25 protein-coding genes and 1 pseudogene are annotated in these 26,102 nt (G+C 58.8%); 6 read left to right on the forward strand and 20 right to left on the reverse strand.

From position 1 onward, the window contains the following. The first annotated feature begins 477 nt into the window (after positions 1-477). The 3 genes from BLW80_RS25500 (at position 478) to BLW80_RS25510 (ending at position 3,096) form a co-directional block, all read left to right on the forward strand. Positions 478-930, forward strand: a complete 453-nt coding sequence (locus BLW80_RS25500; RefSeq protein ID WP_093760818.1) for an Hsp20 family protein — start codon at positions 478-480, stop codon at positions 928-930. 110 nt (positions 931-1,040) lie between these two features. Continuing rightward, entirely contained in the window at positions 1,041-1,916 is an 876-nt protein-coding gene (gene rpoH / locus BLW80_RS25505) for an RNA polymerase sigma factor RpoH (protein WP_093761179.1), read from the forward strand. Positions 1,917-2,385: 469 nt separating this feature from the next. Then, positions 2,386-3,096: an outer membrane protein gene (locus BLW80_RS25510; RefSeq protein ID WP_093760820.1), complete on the forward strand. Its 711-nt coding sequence runs from the start codon at positions 2,386-2,388 to the stop codon at positions 3,094-3,096. Between the two features lie 321 nt (positions 3,097-3,417). Here the strand turns inward: BLW80_RS25510 and BLW80_RS25515 are convergent, their stop codons facing one another. The 11 genes and pseudogenes from BLW80_RS25515 to BLW80_RS25560 form a co-directional block, all read right to left on the reverse strand. Continuing rightward, a complete protein-coding gene (locus BLW80_RS25515; RefSeq protein ID WP_231079536.1) occupies positions 3,418-3,897 on the reverse strand; it encodes a TspO/MBR family protein in 480 nt (159 codons plus the stop codon). 182 nt (positions 3,898-4,079) lie between these two features. Continuing rightward, complete coding sequence (locus BLW80_RS25520) at positions 4,080-4,694, reverse strand: cupin (protein WP_093760824.1); 615 nt, start codon at positions 4,692-4,694, stop codon at positions 4,080-4,082. 127 nt (positions 4,695-4,821) lie between these two features. Beyond that, positions 4,822-5,004 carry a DUF3175 domain-containing protein gene (locus BLW80_RS31020; protein ID WP_502688636.1) on the reverse strand — a complete coding sequence of 61 codons (183 nt, stop codon included), beginning with the start codon at positions 5,002-5,004 and terminating at the stop codon, positions 4,822-4,824. Between the two features lie 22 nt (positions 5,005-5,026). Continuing rightward, positions 5,027-5,185 (reverse strand): annotated as a pseudogene (locus BLW80_RS31025) (hypothetical protein); the annotation flags it as partial. Positions 5,186-5,352: 167 nt separating this feature from the next. After that, complete coding sequence (locus BLW80_RS25530; RefSeq protein ID WP_093760826.1) at positions 5,353-5,583, reverse strand: hypothetical protein; 231 nt, start codon at positions 5,581-5,583, stop codon at positions 5,353-5,355. Between the two features lie 141 nt (positions 5,584-5,724). Next, positions 5,725-6,414, reverse strand: coding sequence for an alpha/beta hydrolase family protein (locus tag BLW80_RS25535; RefSeq protein WP_093760828.1), 690 nt, complete (start codon positions 6,412-6,414; stop codon positions 5,725-5,727). Beyond that, complete coding sequence (locus BLW80_RS25540; RefSeq protein WP_093760830.1) at positions 6,411-7,652, reverse strand: DUF763 domain-containing protein; 1,242 nt, start codon at positions 7,650-7,652, stop codon at positions 6,411-6,413. The genes BLW80_RS25535 and BLW80_RS25540 overlap by 4 nt, the downstream gene beginning before the upstream one ends. 27 nt (positions 7,653-7,679) lie before the next feature. After that, positions 7,680-8,237, reverse strand: coding sequence for an alpha-ketoglutarate-dependent dioxygenase AlkB (locus BLW80_RS25545; RefSeq protein WP_093760832.1), 558 nt, complete (start codon positions 8,235-8,237; stop codon positions 7,680-7,682). A gap of 247 nt (positions 8,238-8,484) precedes the next feature. Beyond that, on the reverse strand, positions 8,485-9,099 hold the full coding sequence (locus BLW80_RS25550; RefSeq protein ID WP_093760834.1) for a cell envelope biogenesis protein TolA: 615 nt from the start codon (positions 9,097-9,099) through the stop codon (positions 8,485-8,487). Beyond that, positions 9,099-9,347 (reverse strand): hypothetical protein, encoded by a 249-nt coding sequence (locus BLW80_RS25555; protein ID WP_093760836.1) that lies wholly within the window; start codon positions 9,345-9,347, stop codon positions 9,099-9,101. Before BLW80_RS25555 ends, BLW80_RS25550 begins: the two co-directional genes overlap by 1 nt. 529 nt (positions 9,348-9,876) lie before the next feature. Further along, positions 9,877-10,284, reverse strand: coding sequence for a BLUF domain-containing protein (locus tag BLW80_RS25560; protein WP_093760838.1), 408 nt, complete (start codon positions 10,282-10,284; stop codon positions 9,877-9,879). Between the two features lie 375 nt (positions 10,285-10,659). Here BLW80_RS25560 and BLW80_RS25565 point away from each other — a divergent pair, with 375 nt between their 5' ends. Next, positions 10,660-12,150 (forward strand): PAS domain-containing HWE histidine kinase family protein, encoded by a 1,491-nt coding sequence (locus BLW80_RS25565; RefSeq protein ID WP_139285943.1) that lies wholly within the window; start codon positions 10,660-10,662, stop codon positions 12,148-12,150. A gap of 820 nt (positions 12,151-12,970) precedes the next feature. On the opposite strand, the gene BLW80_RS25570 is transcribed toward BLW80_RS25565, so the two are convergent. Both BLW80_RS25570 and uvrA read right to left on the reverse strand, forming a co-directional pair. Then, positions 12,971-13,363: a response regulator gene (locus BLW80_RS25570; RefSeq protein WP_093760842.1), complete on the reverse strand. Its 393-nt coding sequence runs from the start codon at positions 13,361-13,363 to the stop codon at positions 12,971-12,973. A 358-nt stretch (positions 13,364-13,721) separates the two neighbouring features. Continuing rightward, positions 13,722-16,265, reverse strand: a complete 2,544-nt coding sequence (uvrA, locus tag BLW80_RS25575) for an excinuclease ABC subunit UvrA (RefSeq protein WP_093760844.1) — start codon at positions 16,263-16,265, stop codon at positions 13,722-13,724. Positions 16,266-16,388: 123 nt separating this feature from the next. Here uvrA and BLW80_RS25580 point away from each other — a divergent pair, with 123 nt between their 5' ends. After that, positions 16,389-16,628, forward strand: a complete 240-nt coding sequence (locus BLW80_RS25580; protein WP_093760846.1) for a DUF2171 domain-containing protein — start codon at positions 16,389-16,391, stop codon at positions 16,626-16,628. A gap of 151 nt (positions 16,629-16,779) precedes the next feature. Here BLW80_RS25580 and BLW80_RS25585 read toward each other — a convergent pair whose 3' ends face one another. Beyond that, the gene (locus BLW80_RS25585; RefSeq protein ID WP_502688632.1) at positions 16,780-17,103 is read right to left on the reverse strand and encodes an autotransporter outer membrane beta-barrel domain-containing protein; all 324 of its coding nucleotides are present in this window, start codon (positions 17,101-17,103) and stop codon (positions 16,780-16,782) included. A 328-nt stretch (positions 17,104-17,431) separates the two neighbouring features. Here BLW80_RS25585 and BLW80_RS30525 point away from each other — a divergent pair, with 328 nt between their 5' ends. After that, a complete protein-coding gene (locus BLW80_RS30525) occupies positions 17,432-17,608 on the forward strand; it encodes a hypothetical protein (protein ID WP_170849800.1) in 177 nt (58 codons plus the stop codon). A 271-nt stretch (positions 17,609-17,879) separates the two neighbouring features. Here the strand turns inward: BLW80_RS30525 and BLW80_RS25595 are convergent, their stop codons facing one another. The 6 genes from BLW80_RS25595 to rpoH (BLW80_RS25620) all read right to left on the reverse strand — a co-directional run bounded on the left by BLW80_RS25595 (position 17,880) and on the right by rpoH (BLW80_RS25620) (position 25,964). Continuing rightward, entirely contained in the window at positions 17,880-18,527 is a 648-nt protein-coding gene (locus BLW80_RS25595; protein WP_139285944.1) for a hypothetical protein, read from the reverse strand. A gap of 20 nt (positions 18,528-18,547) precedes the next feature. After that, positions 18,548-19,801: an efflux RND transporter periplasmic adaptor subunit gene (locus BLW80_RS25600; RefSeq protein WP_093760854.1), complete on the reverse strand. Its 1,254-nt coding sequence runs from the start codon at positions 19,799-19,801 to the stop codon at positions 18,548-18,550. Beyond that, positions 19,798-22,980, reverse strand: coding sequence for an efflux RND transporter permease subunit (locus BLW80_RS25605; protein ID WP_093760856.1), 3,183 nt, complete (start codon positions 22,978-22,980; stop codon positions 19,798-19,800). The genes BLW80_RS25600 and BLW80_RS25605 overlap by 4 nt, the downstream gene beginning before the upstream one ends. 71 nt (positions 22,981-23,051) lie before the next feature. Then, entirely contained in the window at positions 23,052-23,282 is a 231-nt protein-coding gene (locus BLW80_RS25610; RefSeq protein WP_093760858.1) for a hypothetical protein, read from the reverse strand. A gap of 204 nt (positions 23,283-23,486) precedes the next feature. Next, positions 23,487-24,860 carry a sensor histidine kinase gene (locus BLW80_RS25615; protein ID WP_170849801.1) on the reverse strand — a complete coding sequence of 458 codons (1,374 nt, stop codon included), beginning with the start codon at positions 24,858-24,860 and terminating at the stop codon, positions 23,487-23,489. Positions 24,861-24,953: 93 nt separating this feature from the next. Then, positions 24,954-25,964: an RNA polymerase sigma factor RpoH gene (rpoH, locus tag BLW80_RS25620; protein ID WP_283805525.1), complete on the reverse strand. Its 1,011-nt coding sequence runs from the start codon at positions 25,962-25,964 to the stop codon at positions 24,954-24,956. Between the last annotated feature and the right edge of the window lie 138 nt (positions 25,965-26,102).

Here is a 26,102-nt window from a genome sequence, read left to right on the forward strand (position 1 = left end):
AAATTCAATAAAATTCGGAATTTGGTCAATTCGTTGCCGGCCGTCAGGTTCCAATTTTCCGTTTGGCCAGGTTAGCTGACCGCCGCGATTGCGAATTATTCAGCTGATAGGCTTTGCGACCGTCAGAGAGTCGAGGAGTCCGTTCACCCCGGACAAGGAATGCGTTCGTACCGCCTGGGGCATCGGATGGCATTGCTGTCGAAGAAGGAAAGCCCGTGATGAAACGCCCGTCGTCGCGAGAAGCCCGCCGCATCTGGCGGGCTCGCGATCAGTCGTCTCGACCGCAATCGGCTAATCGCCCCTTACTCGGGCGTGCCCTGGCGGAAGCCAAAAAAAATTGCGCCCCCCCTTGAAACTTTCCGCCAGTTTTTTTTATTTTAGTGCTGCTGGACGCCAGAGGTTGGGTCCAGTGTGAGGCGGACGCCGGGGGTGTCCGGCGCCTGCTCATACCCATCTTGCTCATTGGAGGATTGGGCTATGAAGACTTACGACTTTGCTCCGCTTTGGCGCTCAAGCATTGGCTTCGACCGCCTGTTCGACCTCGTGGATGCCGCACAACGCGCCAACGAGGACCATTTTCCCCCATACAATATCGAGCGTGTCGGGGACGACCGATACCTCATTTCGCTGGCTCTGGCGGGTTTCTCGCCGGACGAGATCAGCTTGACGGCAGAGCAGAACGTTCTGACGGTCGAGGGCCGCAAGGGCGAACAGAAGCGTGACTTCCTGTTCCAGGGCATTTCTGGTCGCGCGTTCAAGCGGCAGTTCAACCTTGCCGACCACGTCCAGGTGACCAGCGCGACTTTCGAGAACGGCCTGCTGCAGATCAACCTGATCCGCGAAATTCCCGAGGCTATGAAGCCGCGTAAGATCGAAATCAACGGCGCTTCCCGTTCTAACGTCGAGCAACTTGAAGCCAGGGCGGCCTAACGCCTTTATCGATCGCTTTGTGCAATCGTTCCGCGATGGCTTCGGCCGTCGCGGACCTGCGTGACATTTGGCATCGCGCTGATCACTCGCGAAATCGTCAGGAGGCAGGGATGACCCACTTCGCACTTCCAGCCTTGGCCGCTGGAGAAGGCCTTACGAATTATCTCACCGCTATCAAGCAGTTTCCACTCCTCAAGCCTGAAGAAGAGCTCGCCTACGCCAGGCGCTTACGCGAAGACGGCGACAGGGACGCTGCCTATCATCTTGTGACAAGCCATCTCCGTCTGGTCGCCAAGTTGGCGATGCGCTATCGCGGCTATGGGCTGCCTATCGCCGACGTCATTTCGGAAGGTAACATCGGCCTGATGCAAGCCGTGAAGCGATTTGATCCGTCTAAAGGTTTCAAGCTTGCGACCTACGCCAGCTGGTGGATCAAGGCAACGATCCAAGATTACATCCTGCGATCATGGTCGATCGTCCAGATTAGCGCTACGTCCACCCAAAAGCGGCTGTTCTTCAACTTGCGCCGCTTGAAGAGCAAGATCGCAGCTCTTGAAGAGGCCGATATGCAGCCCGACCACGTCGCAACGATCGCGCGTCGCTTGAATGTATCCGAGCGCGAGGTCATTGCGATGAACCGCCGGTTCCTCGGAGACATGTCGCTCAATGCGACTTCACGAGAGGACGACGAAGAGGGAGCTGAGTGGCTGGAGCGCCTTCCTGATCCTGACTCCAATTTTGAAGAAGATGTCGCGGAACGTAGCGAGCTTAACTGGCGGCGGCAGGTGCTGACGCGAGCACTCGCCCAATTGACCGCCCGCGAGCGGCGCATCATCGAAGCACGATGGCTGTCGGACACTCCTCTAACACTTGATGAGCTGGCGGCAGAGTTGAGCGTGTCACGGGAGCGGGTACGACAGGTAGAAGTTAGAGCGCTCGAAAAGGCCCGAGCGTATGCAGCATCGCTCTCGAGTGTTGACGCGTAGTGAACGCCAATGAGCGCGGGCTCGCCAAACTCCACAGGTTTATGCCATTAAACCAAACAAACGAGAGGGAGTTAGGGGGCACTGAGGTGCCCACAAGGCCTTAAGTAACGGCTGCTAGCGGATCTTCCGGAGCCTGCCTCAGTCAGTTTGGCCTGGTCCTTCAAGACCTCGACCAGCCCTATCCACCGGCTCGCCGAGTTGACTTTCAGTAATCGGCGACAGCTTCAGCCAGTTGGCGTAGATGTCGCGGAGCGTCCATCCGAGATCGAAATCGTCCTGCCAGTTCTGCACTTATTTTCTTTAAAAATGGACCCGCCGCGGACTTCGCGACCAGCGTGAAGAACCAAATCGGCGGCCTGCCTTCGCTCTTCAGCCCGTTTCAAAAATCCAAGCTGTGGCGGATTGGTGACAGCCTTGGGAAACACGCGGAAATAATATTGGAATCGCGGAAAACTTATAGGGGATTCCAATGAACAAGTATGTGTTGGCCACGGCCGCTTTGGCCTTAAGCGCTGCATCGGCCTCGGCCGCCGATTTGGCGGCCCGCCCGTATACGAAGGCTCCGCCGGCTCCTGTCGCAGTCGGTTACAACTGGTCAGGCTTCTATGCCGGCGTCATGGGCGGCTATAGCTGGTCGGATCGCATCCGTGTTGACGGTTTCACCGCTGCGTCGAGCGACATCAATGGAGGCTTTGGCGGGGGGACCATCGGCTACAATTGGCAGACGCCGGGCAGCAACTTCGTTTGGGGCCTTGAGGTCGACGCGGCAGGTGGCGACGTCAAGTACCGCGAAACGGGGCTGTTCGGCATCGTCCCGGTTACCGCGGAAGATAAGATCCGTGCCTTCGGCAGCGTCACGGGTCGCCTTGGTGTGACCTCGGGGGCGGCTCTTTTTTACGTGAAGGGCGGCTACGCCTGGGCTGATAACCGCCTTTCATTCACCACTCCTGGCGTGACGCTCTTCTCAGAGAGCAAAGTTCACTCAGGCTGGACCGTCGGTGGCGGCGTCGAGTACATGTTCGCTCCGAACTGGTCGCTAAAGGGCGAGTACATGTACGCCGACTATAGCAGCGAGCGTTACGGCACAGTGCTAACCGGTTTCACGGACCTTGGGGTGACGACGCATACTGTTAAGGGCGGCATCAACTACCACTTCAACTGGGGCGGGACCAGCTTCTAAGCCCATGTATGAAGACCGGGGCCCGGCGAAAGCCGGGCCTTTCTCGTCCTAAGGTAACCTCTGCCAATGGTTGGGAGGCGTTACAAGATTGGTCACGACGCCGGAGTCGGCCATACCGTAACGCCAGTCGAGATGCTACGAACAGTGATGGTGTGAGGGGCGTTACTTTTATGTAGCCTCTCTGCGATATCGATAGCGACATTGAGATCAGCATAAGTGCCGCCAGTGCGCTGGCTATTCACGAGAACCTCATAGTCGCCTGGTTCACCACGCATGCTTTCCCGCCTCCGGTAATAAGCGCGTATATTTTCGGGTCCGGCATCAGTTGAGTGATACGATCCGACCATTGAGAGCTGCGGCGAACAATATCCACGCCAGATACGGTAGCAGCAATGCCGCGGCGAAATAATTGACTTTAATTGCGGTGGCAATCGTCACCGCAATTGCAACGACCAAAAGCAGGATCACGATCAGTCCAGCCAGCAAATTGTGATTGCCAAAGAAAATAGGTGACCAAACTGCATTTAGCAAAAGTTGGATAGCGAATGCAGCGAGTGCCAGCGTACGCAGCGAGGACGGCGGCGCCTCCCAAATCAGCCACACCGAAATTGCCATCAAAAAATAAAGGATAGGCCAAACGATCGGAAATGCCGCGCGCGGCGGGGTCCACGACGGTTTCGCCAGGGTCGCATACCAAGTGGGAATCTCGGGAACGGTGACCTTTGCTCCCAATGCAGCTACGCTGAAACAGATGGCAAGGGCGCACATCAGTGACGCGGTGGAAGAAAAAGTAAGGTTCAAGTGGGTACTCCATTGGCGTTTATCGCGACAAACTTAGCGCGCTTTTTCTCTGTCGGCCAAGAGCGAGATGCCCGAGAAAGACCTCAACGATCGTTTCCTCGATACCTCAAGGACCTCTATTGCGCGGAGAGCAGATCTACAAAGCGCTGCCCAAAATGGCCATGGCGCCGACCAACCCCTTATCAACGTGATTTCTTTGCCGTGGACCACAGCTGCGCCATTGGGCCAGTGGCTCCATAAATCGGGTCCTTGCTCGGCTTGATAACCTTGGCAATTCGTTTGATTGCTTCCGGCCGGGCGCGGCTATCGGTGCATTCGTCGTACGTCCCTTGCTCGGGATAGGCTCCCACTACTTGAAATCCTCGACTTGCCTTGATGAGACGATGTCCGGTTCCAGCGGGCAGCACCGCGACGTCCCCTGGATAGAGCGTCAACACGCGCCCCTTTGGACCCCCAAATTCGAGGGCGGCACGGCCTCGCGCCACCCCAAGAACTTCGTGAACCTGCGAATGGTAATGCACAAAATCGTAGACGGTGTCCCGCCAGGACCGGCCCCAATTATTTTCGGCGAAGATCACATCCATGATTGTTGCTGCTTTAAAACGCCTTGTCGAAACATTGATAGCTCCCCGGTAGAGCAGCACAGGGAAGCGAGGATTATTGGGAATGAGACCGTCGTCCGAAAACATCATCGAAAGGGGTTTTCGCGTTAGGACAAAGCCGGACAGCGCTTCCCTGTCTGGACGATCTTCGACCAGCCTTCTACCGATGTTTTTGATTTGGTCCTTGAGCGGCATTGATCTCTCCCGAAGCGAAGCGCCGCGATCTCAAAATATCAATGGCCCCTTATCGTGCGCTCCAAGATCGCATTGTTGCGATGCTAGCCGAAGGCCGCTTGCTTTCTTTGTATCCTTGCGCCGTCGTTTATGCATGACCGAACTCTTTCTTCAGTTCTGCTTTTGCCTCTTCTAATCGTGACACGTGCGTGGTCCTCCCGGCACGATTGATGTGAAATGTGAGCGTCGATAGCGCCGACCGGTGGGGATTTGCTTTTCGGGAACCGCCATGTCCTGCGGAACGTTTTGAACAATGCGATTTTCGTCGGATCTGTCAGCTTGAAAACGCCTTGTCTAAGATCCGACGCGTCGCTTGTCTTCGTAACATGCCGCGACCATCTCTTTTTGACCGATCGTGCCGTTGTCCCGCGAGCTCGTTTTGGGTTGATTTCGCTTTGGACAACCTCCTCGCCCCGCTGCTGTGATTTTCTTCCAATATTGAGCCATGGCAACTGCCGCTTCGCTAGCTTTATACCGTCTTTCCGATCGCCTCAGCGTAGGTTGTGTGTGGGAGCGCACGGAAGCACTGCCGATCAACGCTCGGAAGAATGCGGCGTTCCTAGAAAGATACATCACTTGGTACGCCTGAACCAAAACGTGCGCGCGCAGGCCCCGGTTTCTAACGGCCTGGCGATGCATCCTCCGGGCCGATGGTCCTCTCCACTTCACGGGCCGTGCGGAAATCGTCCATGCGATCGGTGTTCGGGCCGAGTGCGGCTTCCTTGCTGAGCCAATGATACACGCGACCCACGGCCCGCTGCAGGACTTTCGGTCTGCCCGGACGCATGTTGCGCGCTCTGCAGATCGCACGTTCGGCATAAGCTTTAAAGTAATCGACTGCGTCAGACATCGGTGCTCCCCTCAGAACCTACGGCGGGACAAGCGAGCCGGCAATTGGGCGGTCGAACCAAAGCCAAGACGCCGTCGTGGATGTCAAAGAGACAACGGAGAACCCTTCGAAAGGGTCCAGCCGGCTCATGGCTGCCCGAGGTTAATTCTTCAGGCGCTCCGCCCACTGTGAGATCATGAGTGCAATTTCGGACACCACTTCCTGGTTGGTCCGTCCGCTGCGGACCGGGATATGAAAGCCGTGATCGGCACCATCGATCAGGCGAGAGGTCGCCCTCGATCTCAAGCCTTTGCAGACTTGGCGTAGGAGCGCGGGCTCCGCCAGCTTGTCACGTGTTCCCTGGATGAAGAGCATTGGGATCCGAATGCCCGCGAGATGTTCGGCCCTTATGATCGAAGGTTTGCCGGCGAGATGCAGGGGGAAACCGACAAATGCCAGCGCGCGTACGCCTTCGATCGGATCTTCTGCCTGCGCCTGCGAGGTCATGCGCCCGCCGAATGACCTGCCGCCCGCTATAATTAGCATCCCGCGGCATCGACGGCGGGCCTCCGCCGCGGCCAATCGTATGGCCGCATGGGCGACCGCCGGACTGTCGGGGCGCTTGCTGCCCTTCTCCATGAACGGGAACTGGAAGCGCAAGGTCGCGATGCCATGGCCATAAAGCTTCGCAGCAACATCTTCCATGAACGGATGCGTCATGCCAGCGCCTGCCCCATGGGCAAAGACGAAACAGGCTCGCGCGTTCCGCGGCTTCATTAGGAGGGCTGATAGCGCGAGCGCGTCCTTTCTCTTCAGCGTCAGGGGCGTTACGGGCGGCAGCCGGGTGTTCATTTCGCTGCCGACCGCTCGCCGAATCGCTCCTCCAAGCCGAAGACCGAGCGACCGCCGAGCGCGGAGGATGCCTGTAATTCACCATCCACGAAATCCTCGAAGCACGGACCGCTTGCCGTTTGTTCGAGGCGGCGAGCCTGGTCGTCGAGCCGTTTCAGAGTCTGCATCTCCTCGTCTCTGCCGAGCTTGGCGTTCTGGACGGCTGTTTTCAGCACGCGGATGGTCTCGTCGTAGACCTTGATCGGCACCGGGTACGGGTGACGATCCTTGCCTCCATGGGCGAGTGAAAAACGCGCCGGGTCGCGGAAGCGGTACGGCGCGCCATGGACGACCTCGGTCACCATCGCAAGCGAGCGGACCGTCCGTGCGCCGACGCCCGGCGTTAGCAGTAGCTCGGGAAAGTCGAGCGGCCCGCGCTCGGCAGCCGCGGCGAGCGTGCCATGAAGGCGCCGGGTGAACACATCGCTCGAGCGGACGTCGTGATGCGCCGGCATGACGAGATGCGGCAGGAGGGGCTGGGCAGGCCCACCACCAGTCAGTGCTGCGAACTCGTCGACGATGCCGTCGGGGCCCAAAGCCGTCAGCAGGTCCAGTTGCGCCGTCCGGGAAGGTGCGGCGCGCGCATCCGTCAGATTGACGACGTTCCCTTGAAACGGACCATCGATGGCGCTGTGCGGCTCGTCGACGAAACTCGTCAGGTTCTCGGAATGCCAATGGTAGCGGCGGGCCTGTTTCTTGTCGCCGTTCATACCTTGCTGGACCACCGTCCATTTGCCTTCGTCGGTGACGAAGAAGCCGTGCAGGTAGAGATCGAAGCCGTCCTGGATGGCTGCGCTATCGACCTTGGCGACGAGACGGCTCGCGCGTGTCAGGGCCGCGCCATCGAATCCGATGCGGTCGCCGAGCGCATGAAGTTCGTCAGGCGTTTTCCGCGAATGCTGGCCCCGACCTCCGCAGACGTGGATACCGAGTTCGTCCTGCAGCGGCCCCAGGCCCCGCTTCAGAGCACCGATGACGCTGGTCGTGATCCCCGACGAATGCCAGTCCATTCCCATCACCGCGCCGAAGGACTGGAACCAGAACGGATGGGACAACCGCCGCAAAAACTCGTCGCGACCGTAATGGTGGACGATCGCCTGGGTGACGACGGCACCGAGCGCTGACATGCGCGCGGCCAGCCATGGCGGAACCCGTCCACCATGCAAAGGAAGATCGGCGCTGCCGGTCCGTTTCGCCATTCGTCCTCGATATCCGATTCTTTGCCGTTAGGGGCTACGCTCGACCATCGTCCGGAAGGTGATGGAGTAGCGTTTGGCCTCGACGGCCGGAATGCTGTGTTCCCATACCGACCGCGCCTCGCCGGACATCATGTAGATCGAACGGGACTTCGCTTCGAGGGTGAAACGCTCGAACTTGGTCGAAGCGGGCCTGCGAAATCGGAACTTGCACATCGCGCCCAGCGACAGGCCGAAGATCCGATCGAAGTGCGGCTTGTCCCTGTGCCAACCGATCCCGACTCCGACGTCGTATTCGGTGCAGAGAACTTGCTGTATGCGCGTACTGGGTCCACCGAAAGTCTCGACGCGATGTGAGACATCGGCGAGCCATTCAGGAATCAGCTCGGCTTCAACGAGGCGGCGTGCCGTATAGTCGTAGCTGAACCCGAAGGAGGCTACGCGACGCTTGCCCTCATACTGGCCGAACTGAAACGGCTGGAGGGGCAAGTCGGCCACCTGGGCTATAAGGTCGAGCGCTTCCGCTTCCGAAACGAAGTCGTCGACATACCGGAGGCCTTCGGGACCTGTCGTGTTTTCCGTAAACAAGCTGAACTGGTTGGACAGTGGATTTTACCAAGGCTGTGGATCTACGATCCTAGTTATGGAGCCGTAGTAAGAAGTCAAAGGTCGGGCAGAGCCGGCACATCATGACCGGCCGAACAGAAACGGCGCGTACGCGATCGCAAGGAGGATCAGCGCCAGCGGAAACGCGGCGGCGATGCAAATTTTATCGGTGTTGCGAAGCTGCATGCCTACGAAACCGAACGATCGGAGTTCCGTTCCAATGCCGGCCTTAGTCGCCGCCCTTCTTCACCCGATGTAAACTGGCAGCTAGCTTCTCGCGTTGCTGCTCCCAGCGCCGTCGCTCCGCTTCCGCGCGCTTGTCGATTTCGTCTCGTTCCCCTTGTATCGCGGCTTCCCTCGCGTCGTGCTCCTGTTCAGCGGCATCAAAGGCTCCTTGGGCGTTTGCAACCTGCGCTGCTTTCCGCTCTCGCTCCTTGGTCCTGGCTCGTTCTTCCTTGCGCTGGTCGGCCTCGCGTTTCCGCCGCTGTTTGTCGAAGGCGGCCGCGGCCCGACGTGCTTGCACGTTGTCAACTTTGGCCGCTTTGACCCGAGGCGCGGCCCGCTTCCGCAGCGCTGACACTTTCTTGGGGGCCGCAAGGTCTTTCGGAAGTTCACTCGTCTCCTCGAACGCGCCATTGGTGCCGACCGCTCTCCGCAAAACGGTGCCGGGATGCGCGATTGTTGCCGAGACGATTGCAGGGTCGTCAGTCTCCTTGGCGAAGCCCTGGTGAAACAGGTTGCTGTCGGCGCCCCAGATATCGAGCGCGGCCTTCATGGACGGCGCCGCGACGGCCAAGTCGAAAAAGCCGATCGATGTCTGGTAGGTCTTGAGCTTCCGGGTCATCACTCGCAGGCCGGACAGGTGTCGGCCAAGCCATCGAGCACTTTCTCGATGGCTTTCACCCGTTGCTCCTTGTTCTTGCCGGAGAACTTTCGATGTTCGGCGATCGATCTTGCGTAATCCACGGCATGGTGGCTGTGACGAAGCCGCATATAGCCGTGATTTGGACATGGCGCGATGGCGTGGGCCTCAAGGAGGATATCCGTCGCCCACATGGATAGGGTCTCGGCGTCGTTCGTGTTCTTCGACATAGTCATGTCTCTCTAGGGAATTTTTTCCGAAAATGGGATTTGGCGTTGACCGGAAATCAGACATGCCGTTCCGGCGTTTTGACATGCGAGAATGTGTCATCGTCGAACATACCTTGAAAACAGCTAGGCTATTCTCGAGTTCCTTCTCGGTCTTAAAGGCATTCGCCATGCCTTGCGTCAAATCCGCCACAATACTGACGGTCGCCGGATCTTTTTCGCTTTCGGCGGGGTGTTCCGAAGCCTCGCATCGGCGGAGCCAGACCGCGAGTAAGGGATTGCAAGACGCTATCCATCGCGGCCAAGGGTAGGTCTTTGCTACAAAACGGGCTTTACAGCATCGCATTCAATGCCCCGGCAAGCGCGGAGGAGCCGGCGTCGTCGTGCTGTTTGACGGCGTTTTGCTTGGTGGCGATTCTTCTCTGCTGTACAAGGGCGCTTACGAGCAGCGAGACGGGAAGTTCTAAGCGACTGTCCGGACATCCGGTTGGAGGTCCGTCTCAAGTTCAGGGCGCCCGTCTGAGGGCACCATTTACGTCTGGTTTTGGCTGCACGCCAACAGGAAATCCAGAGCCGACATCGCATCCAGATATCGCAATTTCACACGGCCGTTCACCCCAACCGCTTCGTCGACTAACGTCTGATCAGGCACCCGCTTGAAGCCCATTGCCCAGTTCGGAAACAGCCGGTCCCCATATCCAATGCCGCGCTGGAGCAAGCTGATATCTCGATGCCGCGGATCGACGCTGATACGGCCGTAAACTTCGATCACATTCTCCGGCTCTCCCTCAAGCGCTTGAAGAAAGTCGCCGTCGGAATAGACAAGCATGCCTGTTATATGCGCGGCATCATTCCGCGCCCTTGCCTTCTGCAATAGCTCGGAAAGATCCCCGGGTGAAAACGGCTGATTTGCAGTGCTAAGATACAAAATACGAAACACGAACGACCTCCACCTCCGTCAACGCCGGCTTCCGGAGAGAGTTCAATGGTGCCTGAACGGCAACGTCCGCCGCCGACCGGCGCCGCCCCCCTGAGCTCACCCGAGCAAGTGTCATCAAGGTTGCCGAAGGCCCTCCCCGACTTCTCAATGATTTACGGTACCGACCCGGTGACGTTGCGAAAAGCCATGGCTGGCGCCGATCAAAAGGCAGCTTTGCGCCCGAAGCGGAGGTCCATCCCAGATCAGCTTTGCCCCAAAGCAGCCATGGAGGCCAGCTTTAGCCATTTCCCACTTGTGTGAACGCGCCTAAGATGGTGAGGGATAGCTGTGTTCCGCTGATTTGGACCAGGTACCAACAGCATCAGGGGAGTGGCCGTGACGGGCTCGGTGTCTGACGAACCTTTCCCGTTCGGCGGTGGTGAAAATGGCGCTCTTATTCGTGCGCTCGATTGGTCCAACACCGGTTTGGGGCCAATCCCCGAGTGGCCAGAAAGCTTGAAGACCACGGTTAGCGTATTGCTGCGCTCCCCAGTTCCCATTGTGCTCTTGTGGGGACCGGACGGCATCATGCTTTACAATGACGCCTATTCTATTTTTGCCGGAGGACGTCATCCCCTCCTGTTCGGCTCAAAGGTGCGGGAAGGTTGGCCCGAGGTGGCCGACTTCAACGACAACGTGATGAAGGTCGGCTTGAGCGGGGGCACGCTCTCGTACCGCAACCAAGAACTGACCCTTCATCGTTCAGGCGTTCCTGAGCAGGTCTGGATGAACCTCGATTACAGCCCAGTGTTGGGCGAGGATGGTCGTCCGGAAGGCGTTCTCGCCATTGTCGTGGAAACTACTCAGCAGGTGTTGGCAGAGCGAGCGTTAGGCATCGCGGAGGAGCGACTACGACAAGCTCTGAACGCTTCTGGGATGGTAGGTACGTTTAGTTGGCATGTACAGTCCGACACCTTCTATTCCGACGCGCGATTTGCTGAGATGTTCTCGGTCGATCCCGCCAAAGGAGACAAAGGTGCTCCGTTGTCGGAGTATCTAGCTGGTGTTCATCCCGAGGATGTTCGACGGATCGCCGATGCCGTGAACCACACTGTCCTCACCCGGGAAAAGTATGTTCAAGAGTATCGGCTTCTTCAGAAAGACGGGAGTATCCGCTGGGTCGAGATGCGCGGTGAATGCCTCTACAGCGAGAATGGTAAGCCGGGCCGCTTCGTTGGTGTGGTGATCGACGTGACCAATCAGAAGAACGCACAAGAGCGTCAACGATTGCTCGCTCGCGAAGCGGATCACCGAGTAAAAAACATTTTCGCCAATTTCCACTCAATGATTAGTCTGAGTGCACGGAGTGCCGGAAGCCCAAAGGAGATGGCTCAAGCTCTTCGTGGCCGATTGGACGCGCTGTTGCGAGCCAAGGATCTTGTCCGTCCAGGTATCATGGGTACTGAGCACGAGAGCGAGCAGACAACGATGGACGCGCTGGTGCGCACCGTGTTGCAGCCTTATGAAGATGGCTCGCCTGACCGCATCGTCATAAGCGGACCCAACGTGCCAGTGGGAGCAAAGGCCGTGACGGGCCTTGCTTTAGTGTTGCACGAGACGGCGACGAATGCGGTCAAGTACGGGGCCCTGTCAAGGCCGGATGGTTCGATCCATGTCACATGGAACGCGAGCGGTGACTACTTCAGTCTGGACTGGGACGAAACCGGCGGTCCTGAAATTCATGTAAAACCGCAGACGCGTGGCTTTGGTAGCACTCTCATCGACCGCAGTGTGACCGGAGAACTGGGAGGCCGGATCGAGCATAACTGGCTGAGAAACGGTCTTAGGCTAAAGCTGAGCATTCCTCTGCAACGCCTTTTAGTTTGAACGTGCATAGCCGATCGACACCTGATCGAAGGTCCGCTTCGCACCCAGAAGCTGCCACAGCGGGTTATCGGTGTCGCCGATCCTCGATAGCACCCCCTTGTCTCGCAGATCGGCCCTTATCTTGCGTACGCTTGGCAGCTGAATACCCAAATCGCACGCCTTCATTTTGACTGACGTAATGGCCGGCGGAGCGCTGCTGCGGCACGTAGAGCAGACGCTCCGCTGTCGACCAGTGCTTTCAGCTTGGCAACGTCGTCCGTGTCCCATTGCTACGCAAGAAGGTGCCTGCTCACGGCTATTTCTCCATCGGTCGAAGCTCGCCCTCCAACCAGCCTGCGGCTTGGATCGCGGGATCTGGCTCAACGGCGGTATTGATGAAGCTGCACTTTGGGCATTCGTAGGAATGCACAACGAAGCCCTTTTCCGGGAGGGAGCATCTGATCCAGTGAGTGGCGGCTCCGCAATTTTGACAAGGTGGAGTTCGGGTGCGCGGCATGGCAGCACGTCATGAGTTACAAAAGTCCACGCTTGATAATATTCTTCAAAACACTTGCTATCAAGGAGAAGTGGAGCCGTTCAGACTGAACTAATGCGCTCAATCCTGTTTTCGAACAGTGAGCGCGTAACAACCTTGGAGCGAAGTGCGTTCGCCAACATCTTGCAGACGCACATCGGTTCACCTTTAACGGTCGTGCACCTGCGAGTGTCTCCGTATGCAAATCTTATCAGTCTATCGATGTCGCGATCTGCGATAGCTGCTTCAATCTGGTTGTCATAGGTCAGGAAAATCTCGGCTGAAGAGGATAGTGATGAAGCGCAATTAAGAAGGGTTTTGACCGCCAACGTTGAGAAGTTGTGCCACCGCCGTCAGTAGCTGTGCCGGTGCAAAAGGCTTTGTCAGGAGGACACTGTTCGGCACGCCTTGGGAAGCCCATTCCGCGGCGCTATCCCCGGTCATATATACGACAGCCAGTTCAGGATCGATCGCTCTTGCGTGCCTGGCTACATCCCACCCCGATAGTGTGCCGGGACTCAACTTTATGTCGGTCACCAGTGCGCGGTATTTGGGTGCGGAACTATCGAGTAGTCTAACCGCCTCATCCCCGGACTTGGCAACGATGACTTTGAATCCGCCATCGCCCAACGTCTCTTCAACTATATTTCGGATCAGCTCTTCGTCTTCAACGAGCAGGATTACTGGAAGGTCTTCCACTGATGCGCCCCTGTTGACAGCCGGAAGCGACGGTCGCGCTACAATTGATGGGGCAGCGAAAAGTTCCAATAAACCTTTGATGCTGAGAAGTGGCTCTAGGAAAAGGGCGAGGCGTTCGGTGACGACGGGACAGCATTATCGCGGGCGATCGAAGCTCTAGTGCCTTCAAAGGCGTTCGACAGAATGAACTCGATTCACTCGTCGGTATGTCTGCAGCGATAGCCCTTTTCAGGTCGGCGGCTGACTTGTCGGTGGGCGCGGATCAAGTTCTCCGAGGTAGCGCGTTATCGATCAGCAACGGGCTGACAAGTTTTACGATCGACGCTAAAGCCAACTGAGGCGCAAGTTGATCGGATCTCTAACCGATTAAGGCTTCCAGAAATTTGGCAGTGCGGCTTTCGGTATTGCGCGCAACCTGTTGGGGTTCGCCGGCGGTCACGACGGACCCGCCCTCAATGCCTGCGCCAGGGCCCATATCGATCACCCAATCACTTTCGGCGACCACTGCCATGTCGTGTTCGACGACGACCACGGTGTTGCCGGCATCCACCAGGCCTTGAAGCTGCGCCATTAGCTTTTCGACGTCTGAGGGATGCAATCCAGTGGTCGGCTCATCCAGTACATAAAGTTCCGCCCCCCGCTGAGCCCGTTGCAACTCGGTGGCGAGCTTGATCCGTTGGGCTTCGCCGCCACTGAGTTCCGTCGCGGACTGACCGAGTCTAATGTAACCGAGGCCGACCTCTCGAATGACGCCCAGCGAACGTCGTAGTAGCGCATTTTTCTCGAAAAAGGCGAAGGCATCGTCCACCGTCATGTTCAACACGTCAGCAATGGATTTGTCCCGGATCCTGATTTCCAATGTTTTCGCGTTGTAGCGCGCCCCGTGACAGGTCGGACATGGTGCGTAGACTGACGGGAGGAAAAGCAATTCGACGGTGACGAAGCCCTCACCTTGACAGGTTTCGCAACGTCCTTTGGCGACATTGAATGAAAAGCGGCCGGCATCATAATGCCGTGCCTTGGCCTGCTTCGTGGCCGCGAACAGCTTTCTGACGTGATCGAAAAGCCCCGTATAGGTGGCGAGATTCGACCGCGGGGTGCGTCCGATCGGCTTTTGATCGACGACTACGAGACGTTTTACGTGCTCCATGCCCGCGACGATGTTGCCGCCTAACGTTTGAACGGCGGTTTCCAGAAGGTCCCCTTCGTCTGGAGCGCCCCGGTCCTCTTCGCCGCTCTTGTGCCCCAATATTTCTCCAACCTTCTCGACTAGAAACTGAGTGATCAAGCTGGACTTGCCCGACCCCGAGATGCCGGTCACCGCGGTAAACACACCGACAGGAATGTCGACGTCGAGGTCCTTGAGATTGTTGCGGGTGACACCGCGAAGTTGAAGCTGACCTCGCGGGAGACGGCGCCTTCGATCGAAGGGCGTTGCGCTCCCGAATAGGTGGCGCCTTGTTTGAGACGCTTCGACGTCGGCAAGTCCTTTAGGAATACCGCTGTAAAGCACCTCGCCCCCGTGAACGCCCGCCGCGGGGCCGACATCGACTATCCAGTCCGCGTGGCGGACTACATCCAGTTCATGTTCGACGACGAAAAGCGAATTGCCCGCTGCCTTAAGCCGGTCCAGCGCTCGCAGGAGAGCTTCGGTGTCGGCTGGATGAAGTCCAGCGGAGGGCTCATCCAGAACATACACTACGCCAAACAAGTTCGACCTAACTTGTGTCGCCAACCGGAGCCGCTGCAATTCGCCAGGAGACAATGTCGGGGTGCTGCGCTCGAGCGCGAGATATCCCAAGCCGAGATCGAGCAGAATCGCCAATCTCCCGTTTAGATCTTCCAGAATGCGCTGGACCACGAGAGCTTTTTCCGGATGGTTTTTGGGCATTTGAGATTTGCCTTGGAGATACGGTGCGATCAACTCGCGAACGTCCTTCAAAGGAAGCTCAGACAGTTCCGCAATATCCAAGCCTGCGAATCTGACCGAGAGGGCTTCGGGCTTAAGCCGTTTTCCCCGACATACCGGGCAACGGCCGCTCAGCATGAATTGCGAAACCCGCCGCTTCATCATCGCGCTCTGCGTTGTTGCGAACGTCTGCAAGACGTATTTGCGTGCGCCGATGAAGGTGCCCTGATAACTCGGCTCTTCCTTGCGTCTGAGGGCACGCCTCACCTCGGCTGGCGTGTAACCGGCATATACCGGGACGGTGGGCTGTTCCTCGGTAAAGAGTATCCAGTCGCGGGTTTTCTTCGGCAGTTTGCGCCAGGGCGTATCCACGTCATGACCGAGAGTTACCAGGATGTCCCTCAGATTTTGCCCCTGCCAGGCGCTCGGCCAAGCCGCCACGGCTCGCTCTCTTATGGTGAGCTTGTCATCTGGAACCATCGAGGCCTCGGTAATATCGTGGATCCGACCGATTCCGTGACAGTGAGGACAAGCGCCTTCGGGAGTGTTGGGCGAAAATGACTCGGCATAGAGCAGTGGTTGTCCACGCGGGTAGTCGCCGGCGCGCGAATACAGCATGCGCAGCAGGTTCGACAACGTCGTCACACTGCCGACCGACGAGCGTGTCGTCGGCGATCCGCGTTGCTGCTGTAAAGCCACGGCCGGTGGCAGACCTTCGATTTCGTCCACCTCCGGAATGGACATCTGATTAAACAATCTTCTCGCGTAAGGGGACACCGACTCAAGATAACGCCGCTGCGCTTCGGCATAGAGCGTGCCGAAGGCCAGCGAGGATTTGCCCGATCCCGACACCCCTGTAAAAACGACAAGTGCATTGCGGGGGATGTCGACGTCGATATTCTTCAGATTGTGCTCGCGAGCTCCGCGAACCCGCACGAAGCCCTCATCGAAGGGCGAGCCGGCATTGTACGAACCCCGTCTTCCTGCGTACATCTTGCCCTTCCGTGGAACTTTGGCCGCGATTTCAACCACAGATGAAACTTTGGCGGAGGAGTGCGGTTCCCCCCAACGGATATCCTTAGCGTTGCAGAAGCCTCAACAACATAGGAGGTCGAGATGGTCGACACGTCGCAAATCAAAGAGCATATGGACGTCATCTCGTCGGACAAAAAGGTCGTCGGCAAGGTCGATCACCTGGATGGCGTGCATGCGATAAAGCTTACCAAACGGAGCTCGCCAGACGGGCAGCACCATCACTTCATTCCCGTCGATTGGATCGACTACGTCGATCAGCATGTCCACCTCAGCAAATCGGGAGTAGAAGTGACGGCGCACTGGAAGCACGGGCGGAGCTAGCCTGCTAGTTGGAATTCTACTTGTGACCTCTGGCCGGGGTATGGGATTGTTGCGTAGCCTTTCGCATGGCATTGGTGACTCGGTGGCCAATCTCTCGCAGCTTCGCAAGCTAGAGCTTGGAGGCCGGATTTCCCATGGGATCCAGCGCTGGTTACTGGATAATAGCGAGTTCGCCACCAGCCGCTTGGCCGGCGCCAGATATTCGCCGTTTCGAATGCATGGAAACATCGTACCGCACCACAGCCTTGCCGGCGTAGCTGCGCGTGACATCCGAGAACTCGCCTTCAAAGGTGCCGGCGACCGCCCATTCGTTCGTCCATTTCATCTCCGCGGATGCGGTCGTCGACGCAACATCGCGAGCCTGTGCCGCGCCGTTCACGACGAAGCTCGCACCGCGCAGCATCTGGAACGTCGCCGAAGCGAAACGGTCGGTGTTGAAATCATGCGCCCATGCGACTCGGCTGCGCAGGGTCAAGATCGCGTCCATCACGGCAAACGACTTGTCGGTGCGGAAGCCGAGTTCACTGCGGGTGCTTGGTCACCGTCTTGCCAGCATACGCCATGCGAAGGCATTGGCACCGCCGCCGGTCTCTGCACAATGGGTGCGCGCGCGAGAGATGAGTGCCTGGGGAGAAGGAAGCCTTAGACCTCTGTCAACGAGCGAGAGCCAATCCGTTGAAAACTCTTCTTAATGGTCCCACGGTGAGTGCAGTATGACACTGCAGACATCTACTCGATGAAACGTTTGGTCCTTGACAACGCCTCCGCTTATCTCCGTTCCTAACCAGTCGGAATGGAACGACGTGGAGATGCTCGTCCATCGCAAGGTGACCAGTGAAGACTATGCGCTTTCGGTGATGGATGCGTTAGACGGCCTTTATGCTGAAGGCGCCGCATCGACCAAGTTCTTCGGTCTCCACATCCATCCGTGGATATCAGCCCAGCCGACGCGGTTTCGCCATCTAAGTGAGATTTGTTGAGCATATCGTCGGCCACACTGAAATTTGGCACGCGACCACGGGAGAAATGGTGTCCACGGTCAAGTGAGATTAGACTACTCCAATGTGGGGACGATCATTCTGTTACAAGCGCAATCAACCTGCTGTTCAGAATGCCATTTTTGCAGCCGTATAAGGTGCTTTCGCGGATTGGGCGTAGTTCGTCACCGCCCCTATCCGGAGGTTCGGAATCCAGTGTTGAGCAGTCCGCTTTGCGCCAGAAGAAGTCATAGGCACAGCTCTGCACCTTAAGTCAGCAGCCCGAAAGCGCGGTTACCCCTGGCGTCGCCGTGGCACCCGTGGCATTGGCAGCCGCCATCATGCCGGGAGCGGCAAGGTTCATCGAGACGGTCTCGTTGCAGGCCGTCGCGTTCGGTGTAGGCATCGTCGCCGACAGGGCGATACTGGTGTCGCCGAGGATGGCAGTCGGCGCCTCAAGCGTGCCGGGCAGGACGCTGGAAATCAGCGGAGTCGTGAGCGGCAACGATGAGGGGTCGCTTGGGCTGGTATTCCCGTTCAGGATACAGCTGCTGGAGTCCAGCGGGCTACCAACCGGCGTGGTCGGGGTGGCCGTACCGGTCGCGCTACCGAGATTCGTCGTCGAGATCGTTCCCAGAGCGGCGGCGGGTGTCGCCGCACTGGGCGCTGTGGTTGGCGCGCAATTGATAACGGTACCCGGCGTTGTCGGATCCGACGCCAGCGGCACCGGAGCCAGGCTGGTATCTGCTGCTCCCGGAAGCGTTGCCGCGGAGAACGGACTCGGGCCGTTGAGCGGCGAGGAAACCATCGTACCAGGAGTGGTTGGAAGCCCCATCGACGTCGTGCCCATGGTCGAGACCTGCGCCAGAACCGCATCACAGCCCAACAGCGATAGCATCAAAACGCCCAACAGTCGCATCATCGCTACGTTTTCTTTCCTGCTCACACCGCCTGCTTGTGGGCTTTCACCTTCTGACCTTCGGCCAGATTCACCATCGGATTCAGTACCACCTCGTCGCCTGCCTTGATGCCGTCACGCACTTCCAACGAGGTGCCGAAATCGCGCGCGATGGTGATCTTGTGCATATGGACGATGCCATTCTCCGCAACGGCCACTTGCGTGCCCTCGGCGTTGAAGATCACAGCATCTGCCGGCACGATAAAGGCGGACGTCTTGCGCGGAACGTGCAGATCCACGGTGCAATAGATTCCCGGGCTGAGCGCCCCATCCGGATTGGGGATGTCAACTTCGGTCAACAACGTCCGGCTGCCGGGCTGCAACGCAGAGGCGATCCGCGTGACGGTGCCGTCAAACACCCGATTGGGAATTTCCGGAACGTGGACGCTCGCTTTCACGCCGGGAGTCACACCGAACGCTGCGTCCTGCGGCACGAATAGCTGAACGCGGACGACATTGCTGTGCATCAGCGTATACATGAACGTGGATCCGGACTGAACCAGGCTGCCATTGTCGATATTGCGCTGGGTGATAACCCCGTCAAACGGTGCGACCACGCGCTGATAGGCCTTCTCCTGCGTGAGAATCCGGATCTGCGCCTCTTGCGCGGCGATGTTGGACTGCGCGACTCCGACCGCCGCCTGCTGGGCCGCTAGTGTCAGCCGGTCGTTGTCGCCCTGCTGCAGCGTCAACCAACCCTGCTTCACGAGCCTGCTGTCGCGGCCGTTGGTGGCGTCCGCCAGATCGCGGCTGGCCTGGGTCTGCTGCAACGCAGCCTGGTTCTGTTTCAGCGTGGCCTGAGCCTGAGTGATCTGGTGATCGAGTTCCGGCGCGGTGATCTCGGCCAAAAGGTCGCCAGCCTTGACCCGATCGCCAATGTCTACATAGCGTTTTTCAACATAGCCGCTGGTGCGGGCAAAGATATTCGCCGCTTCGAATGCCGTGGTGGTGGCCGGCAGCGAGATGTCGTTGCTGCCGGTGCTGTCGCTGATAACCGCGACCTTCACGCCCGGGACCAGATCGCGGAGTTCCTTTGCTGTGTCCGCCACGGCCTGCTGCGCCTGCTCGTGCCGCCAGAAGCCGAAACCGAGACCGCCGCCGAGTAGCAACAGGACCGCCAGAACCAGCATCAGCCGGGCCTTGGAGCGAGGCCGCACCGTCGGCGGATCCGCCTGCCGATTTACCACGGACGGCTCTTCTTGCGTCCGCGCCTCATGCAACCTCTGAATCCCGGTCATGAACTTGCCTCCTCAAAGACGCCGTGTTGCGGCTGGCCGTCGACGCGTTTGCGCAACAGCGAAAACAAGTACGGCACGATCAAAAGCGTGGTCGGCGTCGCAAACAGCAATCCGCCGATCACAGCGCGGGCGAGCGCTGCATTCTGCTCCTCCCCCGCGCTGCCGATCGCCATCGGAATCATGCCGACGATCATCGCCGCCGCGGTCATCAGCACCGGCCGGATCCGGGTGTGGCCGGCGCGAATTGCGGCCTCGAACGCAGAATGCCCTGCGAGTTGCTGCTCGCGCGCGAAGGTAACCAACAGGATCGAATTCGCCGACGCCACGCCGACTGCCATGATCGCGCCCATCATCGACGGCACGTTCAGGGTGGTGCCCGTGATGAACAGCATGGTGACGATGCCGGCCAGCGTCGCCGGCAGCGCCAGCATCACCACAAAGGGGTCGCTGAAGTTCTGGTAGTTCACCACCATCAGGAGGTAGACGAACACAGCAGCGAACAGCAAACCGATACCGAGGTTGACGAAAGCATCGTTCATGCTCTGGATCTGGCCCAGTACGACAATGCTGTTTCCGGGCTTCATCTCCTTCTGCAAATCGGCCGTTACCTTGTTGATGTCGGCGGAGATCGCGCCGAGATCGCGGCCCTGTGCGCTTGCATAGACGTCGTAAACCGGCTGCACGTTGGCCTGGTTCAGGTTGGTGGGCAGCGGCTCGCGCTTGAAGGTCGCGACGTTGCTGAGCATTCCCGGCACCGGCTGGCCACCGACGGTCAGCGTACTCGACACCGGCGTATTGCCGTAGGCGTTGAGCGAATTGACTCGGTATTCGGGTGTCTGCACTGCGAGATAATAAGGAATGCCAGATATCGGATCGGTCCAGAAATTCGGCGACACCTGCGACGAGGAACTCAGGCTGACATTGATATTTGTCGCGATCGTACTGGCATTGAGTCCCAGCTGCGCCGCGCGGGTACGGTCGATCTCGGTATAAAATGATGGCGCGTCAGTTTCCTGCTGAAGATGCGCATCGACAATGCCGGGGATCGCCGCGATGCGCTCCCGCAGCTTCTGCGCGATGGCAAGGTCACCGGGATCGTAGCCGACGGTCCGGACGTCAATCTGGGCCGGCAGCCCGAAATTCAAAATCTGCGTTACGATATCGGCGGCTTGGAAGTAGAACACCTCTTCAGGGAATGCGGCCGGCAGCACTTCACGCAGCCTGCGGACGTAATCCGCCGTAGGCTTGTGACCTTCTTTGAGCTCCACCTGGATAATGCCGTCATTGACACCGATGGTTGAGCCGTCGGTAAAGGCAAGATTATAGGGTCGGGCAGGCAGGCCGATATTGTCGACGATCAGGCTGCGCTCGTTCTCCGGAACGATCTGGCGGATCTTGTCCTCCACCTGCTGAAAGATTTTTTCGGTGGCGTCGATCCGCGTGCCGGCGGGGGCACGGACGTGGAGCTGGATCTCGCCGCCGTCGATCAGCGGGAAGAAATCGCGGCCGACAGAGACCAGCATGACGCCGCCGAGGCCGATGATCAGCACTGCAGCCACCGGCACGGCGACGCGATTCTTGAGCAACTGGGTCAGCAGCGCGACGTAGCCCGTACGCATCCGCTCGAAGCCGCGCTCGAACGCACCCGACAGCCGCGCGAACGGCCCCTTCGGATGGCCATCGTCTGGGCCGTGCTTTTCGTACCGCAGCAGCAGCCCGATGGTGATCGGGGTGAGCGTCCGCGACAGGCCGTAGGATGCCAGCATGGCGAACACGACTGCAAGGCCAAGCGGCGTGAACAGATATTTCGCGGGGCCATCGAGGAACACCACCGAGGTGAAGACGCAACTGATAGCCAGCGTCGAGACCAGCGTGGGGATCGCGATGCCGGCTGCGCCATGCAGGGTCGCGTCCGGCAGCGCCATGTGCTCCTCGGTCAGCAGCCGATGCGTGTTCTCGATCGTCACCGTGGAATCATCGACGAGAATGCCGACCGCAAGCGCGAGGCCGCCGAGCGTCATCGTGTTGAGCGTTTCGCCAAGGAAATACAACACGACGAGCGACGACAGGATCGCCAGCGGGATCGAGATCATCACCACAAGCGTTGAGCGCCATGATCCCAGGAAGAGCAGAATCATCAGCGCCGTCAGGCCGGCGGCGATCGCGCCTTCGTGCAGCACGCCCGTCACCGATGACTTTACGAATACGGACTGATCGAACAACTCGTTGATCTTTAAGCCGGCGGGCGCTGCTGCCCGCGCTTGTTTAAGCACGTCCTTGACTGCGTTGACCACGGTCAGCGTCGAGGCGTTGCCATTCTTGACGATACTCAACAGCACCGAACGCCGGCCGTCCTGGCGCACGATATTCTGCTGCACTGCCGACCCGTCGCGAACCTGGGCAACGTCCTTCAGAAAGATCGTCGCGCCGTTGACAAACTTGACCGGGATCATGTTGAGGTCAGCGATGCTGGCGGGCGTCGCGTTTGTACGCATCGTATACTGCTTGTCGCCGATCTTGGCGGTTCCGGTTGGCAGCGTCAGGTTCTGAGTGTTGACCGCGTTGACGACATCGAGCGGCGTCAGTCCGCGCGACAGCAGCTTGTCAGGATCGAGATCAACCATAATCTGGCGATACTTGCCGCCAGCCGGGGTAGGTAGCGTCACGCCATGCACCGGCGCCAGCTGTTGCCGGACCCTGTAGATGCCGAAATCATACAACTGCTGTTCATTCAGCGTATCCGAGTTGAGGCTGAGCTGCAGCACCGGAACGCTGGAGGCATTGAACTGCACCACGATTGGCGGCTGGATGCCAGGCGGCATCAGCGCACGGATTGCATTTGTAGCCGAAACGATCTGAGAAATTGCGAGGTCGAGATTGACGTCGGGTTGGAAGTAAATCTTCTGAATCGAAAGCCCGTTCAGAGTTTGTGCTTCGATATTCTTGATGCCGTTGACGTTCGCGCTGATGGAGTACTGACTGTAAGTCGAGACCCGATCTTCCATCTCAGGTGTTGAGAGACCCGTATAGCTCCAGATCACCGTTACGACGGGAATTCGAATCTCTGGAAAGATGTCGGTCGGCATTGAGCGAATGGCAACGCCACCGAGAAACAGAATCAGCACTGCCACCACGTAATAGGTATACGGAAATCTCAATGCAAACCGCACGATGCCCATTGCTCGCTCCCAGATTGTCCGTCCGTGGAAGAATTCTGCGACCGCCCTGGGCGCCGCATGAAAGCAGAAACTCAGCAGCGGCAGATGTTCAGTGACTTGTCGAGTTGTTCGTCCAGCAGATGCTGCCGCGCATCGAACCTTGAAAGTCGCTGCTGTTCGTCCGCGTTCGCATCTTCGTCTGACAGAAAGCCATTCGGGGTCGGCTGGGCATGCCCCACCGGAGCCGGCAGGGGCTTCGATGCAACGATGGATTCACGGGCCATCGCGGCATTCGGAGCTGCTGCGATAGCGATCAACGCCATGAAGACTGCTGACACTATTGGCATGAGATTTGAGCGCATTGGATCATTCCTTCCTTGACACCAACCGGATTGGCGATCCAGCGGCGCGCTATCGTTGCTTCTTTGGAAGAAATAATGATGCGATGCCGCGGGCCAACTAAATAACGATTTAGGAAACGGCGTCCCGAGCAACGGACAGCGATCTCGCGGCGATGTGATCGCGGTCTAGACTTTTATCTCGGAAGCGTCAGGAAATCCGATTTCGATCACGCACCCCGCCCCCGAAAGAATCGTCAACCGAAAGCCGTGCAATTTGGCAATCGTGGCAACAAGAGTGAGGCCAAGCCCAAGACCTGGTGTCTTGCGAAACGCATCGGAACGGTAGAACCGCCGCAGCACCGCACTACGCTCATGTTCGCTTATCCCCGCGCCGGTGTCCGTGATCCGCAGGATACTCTCGCCGTCCCCGGACACCGTCGTGATCTGGACCTGCCCACCCCGCGGCGTGAACTTGATGGCGTTATCGACCAGATTGGCGATCGCTTCCATCAGCAGGTCACGATCTCCCTCGACGATCGGGGCATGAACGATATCGGTGCGCAGCGTGATGCCCTTATCTTCGGCGATCGGTGCATAGAGATCGCGGACGTCGTGCAGCAGTTCCTCCAGTGCGACCTTACCGAATCCGGTGGAGCGACGGTTGTTCTCAATCTCGGCCAGCCTCAGCAGCGCCGCGGCAATGGCCAGCGACTGGTCCATGCTCGCGATGGCCTTGTCGACCACAGATCGCAGTTCGGGCAGCGTCCTGGCGTTGTTTCGGCCGCGCTCCAGCGCCAGGCGTGCCCGGGTCAATGGGGTCCGCAGGTCGTGCGCGATGTCATTGCCGACTCCGGCAATCGTGTGGATCAGCGTTTCGATCTCATCCAGCATGCTGTTGACCATGCCGGCGAGTTGAGTGAACGGATCGCGACCGCGATTAACCGGGAGCCGTTCGTGCAGACTGCCCGCCACGATGCGCTGAATGCGCTCATTAACGCCCGCGATCCGACGTTCGGCGCGCAGACTGAGCAGTGCGCCCAACGCGAGGCATAGCAGCAGAGCCGGGATCAGACCGAGAGCCAGAGCTTGGCTGACAACCATCGACAGCTGAATCGCCTCATCGACATAGCGGCCGATCACCAATATCTCGCCGTCCGGCAACTGCTGGCCGATGCCCTGAACGGTTAGTTGCTCCGGGCCAGCGGGGCGCTGCCTTATGATCTCGACGGTCTGCACTGTGGCATCCAACCGCAGCGTCGCCGGCGGGCGCTCGAGATTGCCGGCGACCCGGCTTCCATCCGCCCGGAACAGGCCGATGAAATGCACGTCGCGCGAATCCTGGCTGAGTTGAAGATGAAGCGCGTCGAGCCTGCGTTCATTCGGCAATGCCGCCACCGTTTTCAGCTGCAAGGCGATGACATGGTCGGAGCGGGTCACTAGCAGACGGTCGGTCTTCCAATAGATGAAGCCGAACAGGACCAGCACGAACAAAGAAAGCGCGACAGCCGCGACCGTAGCGGCGCGGAAGGTTGAACTACTCGCAAACTCGGCCAGATTCATCGCGTGAGCGGCCCGTGAGGGACATTTGGGCCGCCAACATAACGGATTTCCCGCGCTTGCGCGATTCGTCATCGTCCGCTGGAATGACGCAATTCAATGCGTTGCCAGCGCCGGGGCGCGGGTGTGACGTCGATCGTGCGAAAGCTTGCGCGCCGCCGACTGCACCTTCTCGAACGCCCGCTGCTCGATCTGGCGGATCCGCTCGCGCGACAGCCCATAGTGCTGCGCGAGGTCTTCGAGCGTATCCGGTTCGTCAGCGAGATAACGCGCCTCGAAGATGTGCCGCTCGCGCGCATTGAGTACGTCGATCGCGTGCACCAGAACCTGACGACGATGATCGATTTCGTCCTGCTCGACCGTGATCAGTTCTGGTGTGGGCGCCTGATCGATCAGATAGTCCTGCCGCTCGGCGGCGCCCTCGTCATCGTGCACCAGCGCGTTGAGCGAAGCATCACCGCCGAGCCGACGGTTCATGTCGACGACGTCCTTCTCGGCCACGCCCAGATCGGTGGCTATCAGGGTCACCTGGTCGGGCCGCAAGTCGCCGCCTCCCAGCGCCGAAATCCTGCTCTTGGCCGAACGCAGTTTGAAGAACAATTTCTTCTGACTCGCGGTGGTGCCGATCTTCACCAGCGACCATGAGCGCAGGATGTAGTCCTGGATCGCCGCACGGATCCACCACACTGCATAGGTGGAGAAGCGGAATCCCTTGTCCGGGTCGAACCCGTCAAGGGCCTGCATCAGACCGAGATTGGCCTCCGACGTGATCTCCGACAGCGGCAGGCCGTAACCACGATAGTTCATGGCCATCTTGGCGGCGAGGCGTAAGTGGCTGGTGACAAGTTGCTCGGCTGCAGCACGGTCGCCGTGATCGCGCCAACGTGTCGCCAGCACGTATTCCTGCTCACGTGCGAGCATCGCAAAACGCCGGATATCGGTTAGGTAATTCAGGGCGGCGTCGGCTGCCGCAGGCGACCGCAGCCCGATCGGAGCCGCCAGACCAGGCGCCGGTGTGGAATACTCTGTCGACGTTCCATCGGTATTCATGTCGGCCGCTCCGCTACGATTGATCTGTTGCTGATCGATGTCCGGGGCCGATGTCACGGCCTTTGCGGACGATCCTGAGAAGATAGCGGTGGCGGTCGCGGGAACCATTAAATTACAGGTTAAGGATATAAATTCGAATTCAGGTTCGGCTCGCGGCACGCACGAAGCCGGCGTGACGTGGCTTCCGCAACGTCA

Source organism: Tardiphaga sp. OK245 (assembly GCF_900108575.1).
GTDB classification, from domain to species: domain Bacteria; phylum Pseudomonadota; class Alphaproteobacteria; order Rhizobiales; family Xanthobacteraceae; genus Tardiphaga; species Tardiphaga robiniae.

What these genes read in the sequence shown, in the direction of transcription:
- BLW80_RS25500 (WP_093760818.1), top strand. Translation starts at nt 478, where the DNA reads ATGAAGACTTACGACTTTGCTCCGCTTTGGCGCTCAAGCATTGGCTTC.
- rpoH (WP_093761179.1), top strand. Translation starts at nt 1,041, where the DNA reads ATGACCCACTTCGCACTTCCAGCCTTGGCCGCTGGAGAAGGCCTTACG.
- BLW80_RS25510 (WP_093760820.1), top strand. Translation starts at nt 2,386, where the DNA reads ATGAACAAGTATGTGTTGGCCACGGCCGCTTTGGCCTTAAGCGCTGCA.
- BLW80_RS25520 (WP_093760824.1), bottom strand. Translation starts at nt 4,694, where the DNA reads ATGCCGCTCAAGGACCAAATCAAAAACATCGGTAGAAGGCTGGTCGAA.
- BLW80_RS25530 (WP_093760826.1), bottom strand. Translation starts at nt 5,583, where the DNA reads ATGTCTGACGCAGTCGATTACTTTAAAGCTTATGCCGAACGTGCGATC.
- BLW80_RS25535 (WP_093760828.1), bottom strand. Translation starts at nt 6,414, where the DNA reads ATGAACACCCGGCTGCCGCCCGTAACGCCCCTGACGCTGAAGAGAAAG.
- BLW80_RS25540 (WP_093760830.1), bottom strand. Translation starts at nt 7,652, where the DNA reads ATGGCGAAACGGACCGGCAGCGCCGATCTTCCTTTGCATGGTGGACGG.
- BLW80_RS25550 (WP_093760834.1), bottom strand. Translation starts at nt 9,099, where the DNA reads ATGACCCGGAAGCTCAAGACCTACCAGACATCGATCGGCTTTTTCGAC.
- BLW80_RS25555 (WP_093760836.1), bottom strand. Translation starts at nt 9,347, where the DNA reads ATGTCGAAGAACACGAACGACGCCGAGACCCTATCCATGTGGGCGACG.
- uvrA (WP_093760844.1), bottom strand. Translation starts at nt 16,265, where the DNA reads ATGTACGCAGGAAGACGGGGTTCGTACAATGCCGGCTCGCCCTTCGAT.
- BLW80_RS25580 (WP_093760846.1), top strand. Translation starts at nt 16,389, where the DNA reads ATGGTCGACACGTCGCAAATCAAAGAGCATATGGACGTCATCTCGTCG.
- BLW80_RS25595 (WP_139285944.1), bottom strand. Translation starts at nt 18,527, where the DNA reads ATGATGCGACTGTTGGGCGTTTTGATGCTATCGCTGTTGGGCTGTGAT.
- BLW80_RS25600 (WP_093760854.1), bottom strand. Translation starts at nt 19,801, where the DNA reads ATGACCGGGATTCAGAGGTTGCATGAGGCGCGGACGCAAGAAGAGCCG.
- BLW80_RS25605 (WP_093760856.1), bottom strand. Translation starts at nt 22,980, where the DNA reads ATGGGCATCGTGCGGTTTGCATTGAGATTTCCGTATACCTATTACGTG.
- BLW80_RS25610 (WP_093760858.1), bottom strand. Translation starts at nt 23,282, where the DNA reads ATGGCGTTGATCGCTATCGCAGCAGCTCCGAATGCCGCGATGGCCCGT.
- BLW80_RS25615 (WP_170849801.1), bottom strand. Translation starts at nt 24,860, where the DNA reads ATGAATCTGGCCGAGTTTGCGAGTAGTTCAACCTTCCGCGCCGCTACG.